Source organism: Kribbella sp. NPDC051936, from assembly GCF_040680955.1.
Taxonomy (GTDB): Bacteria; Actinomycetota; Actinomycetes; order Propionibacteriales; family Kribbellaceae; genus Kribbella.
Map to the genome: position 1 here is coordinate 17,291 of NZ_JBFAXS010000017.1, position 12,888 is coordinate 30,178.

The following is a 12,888-nucleotide window of genomic DNA, read 5'->3' on the forward strand; positions in this document are numbered from 1 at the left end:
GCCGGCCGCGGGGAACGTCCTCGCAGTCGGCGTCGGCAGCACCCGCACGAGGAGGACCGAGAATGCGCGACGTACTGCGGGAAGCCTTGACCAGCTGGCAGAGCAGCGAATGCAGCGCGATGGCAACAGTGGTGGCAACCCACAACTCCGCTCCGCGCTTGCCAGGAGCGACGATGCTGGTCGGCTCCGACGGTCGAGCCTTCGGGAGCGTCTCAGGAGGTTGCGTTGAGGCCGCCGTCTACGACCTCGCAGACGAGGTCATTCGATCGCGCACACCCGTCCTGGAACGGTACGGCGTCAGCGATGAGTCCGCGTTCGCCGTCGGACTCAGCTGTGGAGGCACGTTGGAAATCTTTGTCGAGCCGGTCGACAAAGCATCGTTCCCAGAGTTCGAAGGAGTGGCGCAAGACATCACCGACGGACGACCCGTCGCCGTGGCCACCGTGATTGACCGTCGAGACGACACGATGTTCGGTCGTCGCCTCGTCGTTCGCCCCATCGGCTCCACACGGCAGATCGAGGGCAGTCTCGGATCACCCCATCTCGACAGTGCGACTGCCGACGCTGCCCGGGACGCGCTCGAGGCCGGGCACACGGGCATCCTCGACCACCGCACCGGAACACAGACAGCGAACGATCTGCGGATCTTCGTGGCGACGTACCGCAGTGCACCGCGGATGCTGGTCTTCGGCGCGATCGACTTCGCCGCGGCCGTGAGTCGCGCGGCCGCATTCCTCGGGTATCGGGTGACAGTTTGCGACGCTCGAGCAACCTTCGCCACCACGGAACGATTCCCGACCGCCGACGAGGTGGTCGTCGACTGGCCACACCGCTATCTTGCGGCAGAACTGGAGGCGGGCGCCGTCGACTCCCGTACGGTCATCTGCGTGCTGACCCACGACCAGAAGTTCGATCAGCCGCTGCTGACGGCCGCGCTTCAGGTCTCCTCTCTCGCCTACATCGGGGCGATGGGATCGCGGCGTACACACGCAGAAAGACTCGCTGGTCTCCGCTCGGCCGGTCTCGACGACGAACAACTTCGACGACTCCACAGTCCGATCGGTCTGGATCTCGGAGCGCGCACCCCGGAGGAGACAGCGATCAGCATCATGGCCGAGATCATCGCCGCACGAACCGGAGCATCCGGCAGAAGCCTGCGTGAGCTGAGCGGCCCGCTGCACGTTGGCGGTCGAACGACATCGAGCTCGTCCACCGGCGAGCTTGCCCGAAGCACACCGGTCACTTGACGGATTCTGGCCGCGGCCTTCGTGCATAAGCTGTGATGGATCCTGCTGGAGCCCCACTCATCCCAGCTCGATCCGACATCCGTCCACCCAACGCCCCTCGACAGGCGGCGGGCGGATGTGCCCGCGGAGAGGGGATTCACGCGTGGCGTACATACCGCCTCGACAGGCGAGATCGCTACCCACCTGGGCCATCCGGCTCACGATGGTCATCGTCGCCGCCGTCCTCACACTCGGCGCTATCGCGATGCTGTCCAACGGAGTCTGGGTCGGAGGCTTGGTGTTCGCCTCATGCGCCGTGCTGACAGCGACGCTAACTCTCACTATCCGTACGCGCCGCCACTCGTAGCAGGAGTCTGGATCTGCATTGGAGCCAGCGCCCGACAGCCAGGCCTACCGCCCAGGGCCAACGACTCTGCGTGGGCTGCTGTGAGCGATTAAACCGATGTGCACGAGAGCACCAACGAATCGCCCGCCAGTAAAGCGCTTCGCTCATCATCGGCAAACGATGATCGGCCTACAGCGAGTTTCGAGGTTCGAGCATGGCCCTGCCGGTCCGGCGACGTCGACCTTCTTCGGGCCAGCTACAGTCCGGCAGTCGAAACTCTCATGGCCTCAGACGTTGAGCACCGTCGGTATGTCAACGGTCGGAGGTTTTTGTGGCGTTTGCGAAGGATCAGTGGACGAAGTCGGTGAAGCAGGCCGATGGGTCTGTGAAGCGAGAGCGGAACGAGAAGCGGTGGGGTCGGGGGAAGCGGTGGCTCGGGGTCTGGAGCGATCCGCACGGGAGCGAGCGGTCCAAGGCGTTCGATACTAAGGTCCAGGCCCTCCGGCACGCCACGTCGATGGAGACAGATCGAGACCGGGGTGACTACCTTGATCCGAATGCCGGCAAGGTTCGGCTTGACGATGTCGGAGAGCGGTGGCTTGGCTCCCGAACCGTCGATCCGTCCTCCGAGATGCAGTACGAGTCCAAGTGGCGACTTCACGTCCAGCCGACGTTCGGAAGGCGGATGGTCAAGAGCATCTTGCCGTCGGAGATCGCGGTTTGGCTGACGGACCTGGGTACGACCTACGGGGCTTCCACAGCACGAGGCGCGTTCCTGGTCTTGAACGGATGCCTCGAGCTTGCAGTTGCCGATGAGCTCATCAAGCGCAATCCAGCCAAATCGCGGATCGTCAAGCGGCCGGCCCTCCCCAAGTCCAGAGTCGAGGTCTGGTCTGACGAGACCGTCGATCGGATCATCGCGGCCCACCCCCAGGAGTACCAGCTGGTTCCGATCACGGGTTCTGCAGCTGGGCTGCGCCAAGGCGAGATCTTCGGGTTGTCTTCTGACGACCTCGACTTCGGTGAGAAGGTCATCCGGGTCCGGCGGCAGATCAAGCGGCTTCGGAGGCAATACGTGTACGCGCGGCCGAAGAACGACACAGAGCGGGTCGTCCCAATGTCGCCCCTGTACGCCAGACTGGCCCAAGAACACATCGAACGATTCGGCACCACTACCGTCCCCTTGCCATGGGAGCGACCAGACGGAGAAATCCAGGAGGTCGAGCTGCTCTTCATCTGGAGAGACGGTAGGCCGCTACGACCCAGAGCCTTCGACGAAGCCGTCTGGAAACCGGCGCTGTCTGCCAGCAGCGTCATCCCCCCGCCGACCAGGGACAGCCAAGGGCGCCGACTCTACAAAACGGACGGCAAGAAAGGACTGCACGCACTCCGTCACTACTACGCCAGTGTCACGCTGGCGGATGGTGTGAACGTCAAGGAGCTCTCCGAGTATCTCGGGCACCATGATCCTGGCTTCACGCTCGAGCAGTACACGCACCTGTTGCCTTCGTCGCACGAGCGTGCCAGGCAAGCCGTCGATCGTCGACTGGCGCGTCTCGCTACGAGACTCACGGAGCAGAGACGGAGCAGCGACCGTCTGGCCACCGACCAGGCCGACCTCGACAACGGACTTGACCTACTCTGACGGAACCCGCCGAGCGCCTCGGAGGCCCTGTACACAAGGCCGTTTCAGCCCGGATCGCTACCCCACGAATCCCTCAGGCTCCCGAAGCCGGCCGCCCGACGGACGGCCCCCAGTGGACATCCACCACATCTTCACCGAGACCCCGATCGGCACGAAGGTCCAGATCTACGGCGAGTACTAACCGCGCTTGTCCTGGGCCTTTCGGGCGCGGCCGCTGCATGTCCACGGGCGGACGACCCTGGCGGCGATCTGCTCGGCCGGCGGTGCTCGCTTGCGGATCACGGCTTACCGCGCGGAGTTGCCTGGTGCGTTGATCGGTCGTGCGTCTGGTCGACGAGTCGGGCCACCAGGAGCGGCAGGACGAAGCCGATCATGATCGCGGGCAGCAGCACGCCGAAGTCGTTGAGCAGCATCGCGACCAGTCCGCACAGCGCGAGCGCGAGCAGCGCGGGGCGGTTCAGCGGCGAGGCGTTCACCCATTGCCGGTACGCCGCCGATGGCACCCGTTGTGGCCAGAGCGCCGCGGCGAACGCGGCGAATACGGTGACCAGCAGTACCCAGCCGCCGGGGTTGTCGAGGTACCCCAGCGACAGCTCCAGCTTGCGGATCAGCACGTCGGTCACGTCACCGTCGAGCAAGCGGGCCACGAAGGTGCCGAAGTGCGTCCGGTTCTGCGGCGGCCGCTGGTAGTCCGCGATCGCCAGAACAGCCACCGCGGCGAACCCGGTCAGCCCGAGACCCAGGACGGCTCGGAGCGTGACCCGGCCGCGCCAGGTGAACCAGGCCAGCAGCAGCACGGCCGGTGTCAACGCGATCACGCCGCCGAAGTCCGTACCCCAACCGGGCATGCCGTCCACGATGATCGCGACGCCCCCGATGAGCAGGACCGCCAGGGCGGCGTACGAGCGCGAGCGCGGCACCAGCCAATTCCCTGCCGCACCGGCCAGCACAAGCGTGGCGACCGCCAGCGTGGGAAAGGTGGAGTTGCCGAACCCGTAGAACCGGCCGCCCACGACCGGACCCTGCGTGAACGTGCTGCCTAGCTGCAGCGGTGTCCCCAGGACCCCGTCTACCAGTAGGACCAGGTACGCGACCGCTGCCACGCCCACCGCCGCGTTCCTGCGCAGGATCGCGTACGCCGCTGTGCCGATCAGCGCGCTGATCCCGAGCGTCACGACGTACAGCGAAACGCCGGGTCGCGGCCAGCGCCACCATTCGGTCGCCGTGCTGAGGAACACCGCGGAGAAGAACCCGCCCATCGCGAGCAACGTCACCACCGCGGTACGCCGGGAGGCCCGCGAGTGCCGCAGCAGGTACCAGCCGAGCGCGAGCAGCTGAACGGCCACCAGGGTGAGCACGACCGGCAGCACCACATGCCTCGGCTGCTCGAACCGCTCCTTGGCGTCGAGTCGGTTCTGGATCACTGCTGCGGCGTCGGTGTGCAGCGGGCCGGTCGGGTGGATCTCCGCGCCGTCGATCGGGGCGCCCGGCGCACTGTCGGAAAGCAGCGTCGCGGTCAGATCGGTGAGCTGGATCAGGCCGGGCCGCCGGGTTGAGTTGCTGGTCAGCCAGCGCCGGGCGTTGTCCGGTGGCAGCTGCATCGCCACCAGCGCCTCGCGCTGCGCGCCCGGTGCCTCCTCGGCGACGCCGGCCAGCACCACCCACCTGTCCTGTTCGCGTGCCTGGGTGACCAGCTCTGAGACCATTTTGACCGCCTCCGCCCTGCCGGCACCGGTCGGCAATGCACCGGCATCAACGACCGCATCGTCGCACCCGGCAAGCATCGCCGGATCGAAGTGTGGCCACCACTTCGAGACGCTGCCGTCCTTGCCGGCCGTCGCGACCGCACCACCTGGGCCGAACCCGCAGAGATCCTTGCCCAGGGCACCTAAGCGGCCAGGTTCGGCATCGGTGTGGTACTTGCGCTGCTGGTCGAGGTAGAACTGCCAGTTTGCGACGGTGCCGTTCGCGGCCGGCAGCGCCGGGCACTCTCCGGCGGACTCGCTGACCCGGGCCCGGGTGCCGGCGCTGATCGTGAGCCAGCCGTCGATCGGGCAGGTCCGCGGGCCGGCGGTCCTGACCGAGATCGAACCTGCGTTCGCCTGGTCGACCAGCGCTGTCAGCTCGGGCGACGCCGCGACGTCAGACCAGCGCAACCCTGGCACCCCGATCACCACGACATCGGCGAGCAGGCTGTCCGGTTGTGCGTCCGCCGGGGCCGTGGAGGCCGAGGTCACCGCGAATCCAACCAGCAGCATGCGAACAAGCCGTGCCGCACTGGAGCTCGGACGCACGCAACAAATCTGGAGAACGCCAGGCCGTCGGTCAATGTCTCGACTCAGTGCTTCTGGGGCGGCATCAGGCCGACGACGTCGCGGCGCTCGTTGGTGATGGCCGCGATGTCGCGGTGCGGCCCGTTCGGAACTCCGTCCAGGTATCGGGGAGCGACCCCGGCCTCGTCGTGACATAGTCGGTTGGCAGTCCAATCAGCACGCCGCCCGCACCTGATCGACCAGGATTTGGTTGTTGCCGAACCCGCCGATCGCCAGAATGAACAAGAAGACCTGAGCTCCGCCGTACAGCCAACCGATCTCGAACGGCCCGACGGTTGCGGTGTCTGCGCTCTGAATCCCGTACGAGCCATTGGTTGGCGAGGCAGCGGCATCCCCAGGTAGCGCCACGGTCAGCCCCTCTCAACGCCCAGATCCGGACCAGACTGGTCCGGTCCGCTCGGACGGGCATCACCCGATTCGGGTGAGATGACGCGCAACCCGCAACCCCGCAACCTCACCCGAGGACGGCTGTCCGCGCCGGCGGATGGATACCCGAGGGCTACGTCCGCCCGATCATTCGGCACCGGGCGCGCCTTTGTCGGCTGCCGGCCATCACCGCGCGTCCGCACTACGGGCTCGGGCGCGCAGCCAGTCGATGTCGTGCGGGTTGAGCGGTTCGGCGGTACCGAGCTGACGAGCGATGTGCACCGTGCGAATTCTGTGCTCGAGCAGTGTGGCGAGTCTGACTGCCTCGGCGCCATTCGGTCCGATGGTGAACAGCCCGCGGCCGCGCATCAGAGCAGCCGGTGCCCCGCTGGCCTGCAAGGTGCCGACGATTCCATGGCCGATGGATTCGCCGCTCGAGGCGGCGGGGCCGACCGGGATCTGCCCGTCGAACCCATCCGCGATCGTCGGCACGTGCGGGACGGGCTCACCCCGGCCTGCCCACGCGATCGAGACCGTCGATCGGGTGTTCACGACGCCTCGCGCCTCGGGCATGGTTCGGTAGACGTAGGCGTGCGCGTCACCGTCGGCAGACCGTGCAAGCACGCCGTCGAGCACCTTCCCGGACAGGTCCGTGACCACGACCGACTCGGCCGACAGGCTGCCGCGCGAGACACCCGGTGGCTTGATCACCACGAGATCCGCGCCAGGAACGCGGGCAGACACGATGCCCGTCGTGAACAGGTTGAGATCGGAGTCGGTGAGGTCCGCGACGCTTCGGCGCAGTTCGTCGACCGATTCGAGTACTCCAGCGATCACCATCAGCGGCCACCGGCCCGGCTGAGCCGGTGGTAGACGTCGTTCCAGTGGAGCTCACGCTGGAACTCACGCACGGTGGTCGACGCGTCGATGACGGCCAGCTCGACAGACAGCATGTCGGCGAAGTCCTCGTAGACCTGGCGGTCGAGGGCCGTCGTCAGGACGGTGTGGTGGGGTGCGCCGGCGACCAGCCACGACTCGGCCGAGGTGGCCAAGGACGGCTCGGGCTTCCACACTGCACAAGCGACCGGCAGTTGCGGGAGCGCCTCGTCCGGCTCGACGACGTGTACGACGTTGGCCGTCAACCGGAAGCGATCGCCCAAGTCGGCGATCCCGACCACGACGCCCTCCCCCGGATCGGCGGTGAAGCGCAGCCGGACCGGATCCTCGCGGCCGCCGATGCCGAGCGGGTGAATCTCCAGCGACGGTCGCGCCGACGTGAGCGACGGGCACACCTCGAGCATGTGGGCGCCGAGGATCTTCTCCTCTCCCGGCACCAGGTGGTACGTGTAGTCCTCCATGAAGGATGTGCCGCCCGCCAGCCCGGCTGCCATTGCCTTGCTCGCACGCAGCAGCACCGAGGTCTTCCAGTCGCCCTCGCCGCCAAATCCGTAGCCGTCGGCCATCAGCCGCTGTACGGCCAGACCGGGCAGTTGGCGAAGGCCTCCCAGGTCCTCGAAGTTGGAGGTGAACGCTCCGAACCCACCATCGGTCAGGAACGACCGGAGACCCAGTTCGATCTGTGCGCCGTAGCGCAGCGACTCGTGACGGGCGCCGCCGGGCAGCAACTCGGGTACGACGGCGTACGTGTCGGCGTACTCCTCCACCAGGGCGGAGGTCTCGTCACTGGTGACGCCGTCGACCGCTGCGACGAGCTCGTTGACGCTGTAGGTGTTGACCGATACGCCGAACCGCAACTGCGCCTCGACCTTGTCTCCCTCGGTCACCGCGACGTCGCGCATGTTGTCGCCGAACCGCGCGAGCTTGAGCGAACGAAGTTCGGCAACGCCGAGCGCCGCACGGGCCCAGTGCCCGACTCGCTCCTGAACGTTCCGCGACTCGACATGCCCGGCCACGGTCTTGCGCGGCACGTGCAGCCGAGACTGGATGTAGCCGAACTCCCGGTCGCCGTGGGCGGCCTGGTTGAGGTTCATGAAGTCCATGTCGATCGTCGCCCACGGCAACGCCACATTGGCCTGCGTGTGCAGGTGCAGCAGAGGCTTGCGGAGCGCGTCGAGACCGGCGATCCACATCTTCGCCGGCGAGAAGGTGTGCATCCACGCGATGACACCGACGCACTCCGGCGCACTGTTGGCTTCGAGCATCTGGCGGCGGATCGCGTCCGCGTCGAGCAATACGGGCTTCCACACGATCTGCACCGGCAGGTTGGCGTCAGCCAGACGCTTGGCCACTGCCTGAGACTGTTCGGCGACCTGCTCGAGAGTGCCCGGGCCGTAGAGGCCCTGGCTGCCTGTCAGGAACCAAACCTCTTGAGCGGTCGCGGTGGTGTTCACAGACATGTCGTCCTTCCAGGCCCGTACAGCCGTCATCGTTGTCCGTAGACATTCTGGTAGCGGTCGAAGAGGCGGTCGACGTACGACTCGTCGATGGGGATCGGGTCACCGAGCTGCCGGGCGAGGTGCACCGACCGGGCAACGTCCTCGCACATCACCGCCGCCTTGACCGCGGCCTTGGCGGTCGGCCCGATGGTGAAGACGCCGTGGTTCTGCATCAGTACAGCGGGCGAGCGCGAGCCGCGGAGCGTCTCGACGATGCCGCGGCCGATCGAGTCGTCCCCGATGATCGCGAACGGCCCCACCGGGATCGGGCCACCGAACTCGTCAGCACACATCGTCGTGACACAAGGGATCGCCTCGCCGCGTGCGGCCCACGCGACGGCGTACGGCGAATGTGTGTGCACCACGCCGCCGACGTCCGGCATCTCCCGATAGACGTAGGCTTGGGCCTCGGTGTCCGAGGACGGCGCGTGCTCACCGTCGATGACCTTGCCGTCGAGGTCGCAGACGACCATGTTGCCGGGGGTCAGCTCGTCGTAGGCGACCCCACTCGGTTTGATCACCATGAGGTCGTGCCCAGGGACTCGGGCAGAGACGTTGCCTGCTGTCCAGACCACCAGTCCGTACGCCGGTAGATGCGCATGCAACTGACACACCTCGGCCCGCAACCGCGTGAGAGTGCCGGCGACTTCCGCGACCGCGCTCATCGAGACTCCACGGCAGCGCGCCGGACGGACTTCAGCTTCCGCATCAGCCGGCTGTGTCGCCCGAAGTAGTCGTGCAGCTCGACGTACAGCCCGAACAGCCGGTCGTAGGCTCTGGCCCGCTCCTCGTCCGGAAGGTACACGCCGCGTCTGACCTTGCCCATGCTCTTGGCCGCCGTCGGGACATCCGGGTAGGCACCCGCGGCGACGGCGGCGTGAATGGCCGAACCCAGCGCGGGCCCTTGCTCCGAATCGATGATCGAGAGCGGCAGCCTTGTGACATCGGCGTAGATCTGCATCAGCAGTGCGTTCTTCGCCAGCCCGCCGGCGATGATCAGCTCCTGCACCGGTACGCCGCTCTCGGCGAACGTCTCGACGATGACCCGGGTACCGAACGCAGTTGCCTCAAGCAACGCCCGGTAGCCGTCCTCGGGACGAGTCGCCAGCGTCTGGCCCACGATCAGTCCCGAGAGTTCGTGGTCGACGAGCACCGACCGGTTGCCGCTGTGCCAATCGAGCGCGACCAGCCCGTGCTCGCCGACCGCCTGGTCAGTGGCGAGTCTCGTGAGGTGCTCGTGCAGCGACCGTCCCGCGGCGGCGGCGGCTTCGTGGTACGGCGGCGGTACGGCGCTGTCGACGAACCAGCCGAAGATGTCGCCGACGCCGCTCTGGCCGGCCTCATACCCCCAGCGGCCCGCGATGATGCCGCCATCGACCACACCGCACATGCCGGGCACCTCACGGAGCGTGTCCGCGCTCATCACGTGGCAGGTCGACGTACCCATGATCGCGACCATCTGGCCCGGATCCACGGCCTGTGCCGCGGGCGCCGTCACGTGCGCGTCGACGTTCCCCACCGCGACCGCGATCCCTTCCGGCAGCCCGGTCCACTCCGATGCCTCGGCGGTCAGCGTGCCGGCCGCGGAGCCGAGCTGACCGATCGGGTGTTCCAGTTTGTCCGCGACGAAGGATCCGAAGCCGGGCGCGAGCCGCTCGAGGAAGTCCGGCGACGGGTACCGGCCGTCCTGCAGAATGCCCTTGTAGCCCGCGGTGCAGGCGTTCCGGACATAGCGACCACACAACTGCCACACGATCCAATCGGCGGCTTCGACCCAGTGTTCCATCCGGTCGTAGAGCGGGCGGTCCTCCTCGAACAACTGCAGCGCTTTGGCGAACTCCCACTCCGACGAGATCAGGCCGCCGTACCGCGGCAGCCACGCCTCACCCCGCTCACGGGCCAGCTCGTTGATGCGGTCCGCCTGCGGCTGTGCGGCGTGGTGCTTCCACAGCTTGACGTACGCGTGCGGTCTGTCCGCGAGCTCATCGACCTCGTTGAGCGGCGTGCCGTCGGCCAGGCACGGGACCATCGTGCAGGCAGTGAAGTCGGTGGCGATTCCGATCACGTGCGCCGGGTCGATCCCCGACGCCGCGATCGCCGCGGGCACGGCGGTCTTGAGCACCTCGCGGTAGTCGTCGGGAACCTGCAGCGCCCACTCCGGCGGCAGCCCCAGAGCAGTCGCCGGCAGCCGGTCGTCGATCACGGCGTGCGCGTACTCGAGGACGCCCGTGCCGAGCTCGGCCCCGTCGGACACGCGGACGACGACGGCGCGGCCGGACAGCGTCCCGAAGTCGACTCCGACGACATAGCGCTCTTCAGAGCTCATGCACAGTTCCTCTCTGATGGTGGACAGGGCAGCATCAGCACCGACATTGTGAACGCTAACATTCCAAATCGTCAAGGAACACAGCCCGTAGGCAATCGGCTTCTGTTAGCGCTAACTGATCACAGTCGCGGAGCGGCCGTGGAGTCTCGGACAATCAGTTCGGGACGGATCAGTTGGATCGACGGACCGGCTTCCCCGTCCAGAGCCCGCAGCGTCAGCTCCACGGCGCGCCGGCCGAGCAGGGAGAACTCCTGGTTGACCGTCGTCAGAGCCGGCCAGAGATACGGCGCCTCGGGCACGTTGTCGAACCCGACGACACTGATCTCCCCGGGCACGTCGCGCCCCCTCTCGTGCAAGGCGTACAACAGACCCATGGCCATACCGTCGTTGGCCACGAAGACCGCCGTCACATCCGGGTCCTCAGCGATCCGGACACCTGCCTCGTAACCGCTTCTCGGTAACCAGTCGCCGGCCAGCTCCGGTCCCGGCAGAACGTGCCGGTCCTCGTGCGCACGTTGCCAACCCTCACGCCGCTGACCGGCTTCCACCCACTCCAGTGGTCCGGTGACATGGGCGACATGTCGGTGGCCGAGGTCCAGCAGATGCTCCACCGCCATGCGGGCCCCGGCCTCCTGGTCGATGCCGACCGCCATGCGCTGTCCGTCGCTCACGCCCTGAACCATGATCAGGGGGACAGGTACCTCGAGCGAGCTGACCTGCTCACGTGCTTCGCGGTGGGCAACGGCAACGACGACAGCCTCGACAGCCTCGTCGAGCAGTCGATCGACAGCCTCCCGGAGTGACTGCGCCGAGAAGTCCTCGACCGCGACAAGTGAGACGTCGTATCCCGCCTTGTGGCCGGCGTCCTGAACCGAGACGGCGATCATGCTCGGCCCGTGGAGCATCAGGTGTGCCGAGATCATCCCGACGCGGTGCGACCTGTTCGTCACCAGAAGCCGCGCCGCGTTGTTGCGCCGGTAGCCCAACTCGGCGATCGCCGCCAGCACCCGGGCGCGGGTCTGGTCCTTGACCAGCTCCGATCCGTTCAGCACGCGAGACACGGTCTGGTGCGAGACGCCGGCAGCGGCAGCCACATCCGTCATGCTCGGAGCTCGTCCAGCACCCTCGCTCGGTCTCGCCATGGGGCAAATACTAGGCGCCGGAACCCCAGCGGCTGAGGCGCCTGTCTGAGGTGTGTCCCGCTCAGGCCGGCGGGGCCGTCGTACTGCGCACCATCAGATGCGGTTGCACCGGCTCCGGCTGGATCGACGTACCGCTGATCCGAGCGAGGACCACCTGGACGACCCGCCGGCCCAGTGCGGTGAAGTCCTGCCGAACGGTCGTCAGGGGTGGTAGGTAGTAGGGCGCCTCCGGGACGTCGTCGAAGCCGACGACGCTGATGTCCTCCGGTACCCGGACGCCGGCTTCGTCGAGCGCGCTGAGCACTCCCAGCGCCATCTGGTCGTTGGCGACGAAGACTGCGGTGACTTCCTCTCCGCCACGCCGACGTGCAATGAGCTCGCGGCCTGCCAGGTAACCGGCGGGCGGCCACCAGTCGCCGTGCAGCACCCGCGGAACCGGGGCGCCGGCCGATTCGAGCTCCACCCGCCAGCGGCGTTCCCGCGCGTCCGCCTCGAGCGCGTCGGCTGGTCCGCGCACGTGGTGAACGGTGCGGTGCCCGAGGTCGAGCAGGTGCCTGGTGGCAAGCGCGGCGCCTGCCTCCTGGTCGACCCAGACCGCCAGGTCCTGTCCTCCGCGATCCGCCTGCACCGCGATCAGCGGCACCCTGGGATTCACCTCGGGCAACGCGCGAACCGCGGCCTCATAGGTGCTCAGAGCAACGATGGCGGCGACGGACTGCGTCGCCAGTCGCTCGACGGCCTCGACCAGGTTGCCGGCGCTGTCGTCGTCGAGGACCGACACGGTCAGGAAGTAGCCCGCCTCGCGCCCCGCCTGTTCCAGCCCGAGCAGGGTCTGGGCGGGCCCGTACTGGCTGACGTTGGCGATCGCGAGGCCGATTGTCCGAGACGACCCGGTCGCCAGGGCGCGGGCCGCACTGTTCGGACGATAGCCGAGCTCCGCGATCGCCTCCAGCACTCTCTTGCGGGTGGCGACCGCCACGTTCGGGTGCCCGTTGACCACCCTCGACACCGTCTGGTGAGACACACCGGCGCGGGCGGCGACGTCCGCCATGCCGAGGGAGCGGGTCGCCCCGAGATCCGCTGGGCCGACGACGGGGCGATCCACCGT

At 67.5% G+C, this 12,888-nt stretch carries 10 protein-coding genes; 2 read left to right on the top strand and 8 right to left on the bottom strand.

From position 1 onward, the window contains the following. Window positions 1–62 precede the first annotated feature (62 nt). Together AB0L64_RS40055 and AB0L64_RS40060 are read left to right on the top strand one after the other, a co-directional pair. Window positions 63–1,247, top strand: coding sequence for an XdhC/CoxI family protein (locus AB0L64_RS40055; RefSeq protein ID WP_363718203.1), 1,185 nt, complete (start codon window positions 63–65; stop codon window positions 1,245–1,247). A gap of 656 nt (window positions 1,248–1,903) precedes the next feature. Further along, the gene (locus tag AB0L64_RS40060) at window positions 1,904–3,217 is read left to right on the top strand and encodes a tyrosine-type recombinase/integrase (protein ID WP_363718204.1); all 1,314 of its coding nucleotides are present in this window, start codon (window positions 1,904–1,906) and stop codon (window positions 3,215–3,217) included. A 278-nt stretch (window positions 3,218–3,495) separates the two neighbouring features. Here the strand turns inward: AB0L64_RS40060 and AB0L64_RS40065 are convergent, their stop codons facing one another. From AB0L64_RS40065 to AB0L64_RS40100, 8 genes are all read right to left on the bottom strand, one after another. Further along, complete coding sequence (locus AB0L64_RS40065) at window positions 3,496–5,475, bottom strand: hypothetical protein (protein WP_363718205.1); 1,980 nt, start codon at window positions 5,473–5,475, stop codon at window positions 3,496–3,498. A 228-nt stretch (window positions 5,476–5,703) separates the two neighbouring features. After that, the gene (locus AB0L64_RS40070; protein ID WP_363718206.1) at window positions 5,704–5,898 is read right to left on the bottom strand and encodes a hypothetical protein; all 195 of its coding nucleotides are present in this window, start codon (window positions 5,896–5,898) and stop codon (window positions 5,704–5,706) included. Between the two features lie 204 nt (window positions 5,899–6,102). Beyond that, on the bottom strand, window positions 6,103–6,756 hold the full coding sequence (locus tag AB0L64_RS40075; RefSeq protein WP_363718207.1) for a class II aldolase/adducin family protein: 654 nt from the start codon (window positions 6,754–6,756) through the stop codon (window positions 6,103–6,105). Beyond that, window positions 6,756–8,303: an L-arabinose isomerase gene (gene araA, locus AB0L64_RS40080; RefSeq protein WP_363718208.1), complete on the bottom strand. Its 1,548-nt coding sequence runs from the start codon at window positions 8,301–8,303 to the stop codon at window positions 6,756–6,758. The genes AB0L64_RS40075 and araA overlap by 1 nt, the downstream gene beginning before the upstream one ends. Next, window positions 8,300–8,977, bottom strand: coding sequence for an L-ribulose-5-phosphate 4-epimerase (locus AB0L64_RS40085; RefSeq protein ID WP_363718209.1), 678 nt, complete (start codon window positions 8,975–8,977; stop codon window positions 8,300–8,302). Before AB0L64_RS40085 ends, araA begins: the two co-directional genes overlap by 4 nt. Next, window positions 8,974–10,638: a ribulokinase gene (gene araB, locus AB0L64_RS40090; protein ID WP_363718210.1), complete on the bottom strand. Its 1,665-nt coding sequence runs from the start codon at window positions 10,636–10,638 to the stop codon at window positions 8,974–8,976. Before araB ends, AB0L64_RS40085 begins: the two co-directional genes overlap by 4 nt. 119 nt (window positions 10,639–10,757) lie before the next feature. Continuing rightward, window positions 10,758–11,741: a LacI family DNA-binding transcriptional regulator gene (locus AB0L64_RS40095; protein WP_363718211.1), complete on the bottom strand. Its 984-nt coding sequence runs from the start codon at window positions 11,739–11,741 to the stop codon at window positions 10,758–10,760. A 100-nt stretch (window positions 11,742–11,841) separates the two neighbouring features. After that, on the bottom strand, window positions 11,842–12,885 hold the full coding sequence (locus tag AB0L64_RS40100; RefSeq protein WP_363718212.1) for a LacI family DNA-binding transcriptional regulator: 1,044 nt from the start codon (window positions 12,883–12,885) through the stop codon (window positions 11,842–11,844). Between the last annotated feature and the right edge of the window lie 3 nt (window positions 12,886–12,888).

What these genes read in the sequence shown, in the direction of transcription:
- araA (WP_363718208.1), bottom strand. Translation starts at nt 8,303, where the DNA reads ATGACGGCTGTACGGGCCTGGAAGGACGACATGTCTGTGAACACCACC.
- araB (WP_363718210.1), bottom strand. Translation starts at nt 10,638, where the DNA reads ATGAGCTCTGAAGAGCGCTATGTCGTCGGAGTCGACTTCGGGACGCTG.
- AB0L64_RS40065 (WP_363718205.1), bottom strand. Translation starts at nt 5,475, where the DNA reads ATGCTGCTGGTTGGATTCGCGGTGACCTCGGCCTCCACGGCCCCGGCG.
- AB0L64_RS40085 (WP_363718209.1), bottom strand. Translation starts at nt 8,977, where the DNA reads ATGAGCGCGGTCGCGGAAGTCGCCGGCACTCTCACGCGGTTGCGGGCC.
- AB0L64_RS40075 (WP_363718207.1), bottom strand. Translation starts at nt 6,756, where the DNA reads ATGGTGATCGCTGGAGTACTCGAATCGGTCGACGAACTGCGCCGAAGC.
- AB0L64_RS40095 (WP_363718211.1), bottom strand. Translation starts at nt 11,741, where the DNA reads ATGACGGATGTGGCTGCCGCTGCCGGCGTCTCGCACCAGACCGTGTCT.
- AB0L64_RS40055 (WP_363718203.1), top strand. Translation starts at nt 63, where the DNA reads ATGCGCGACGTACTGCGGGAAGCCTTGACCAGCTGGCAGAGCAGCGAA.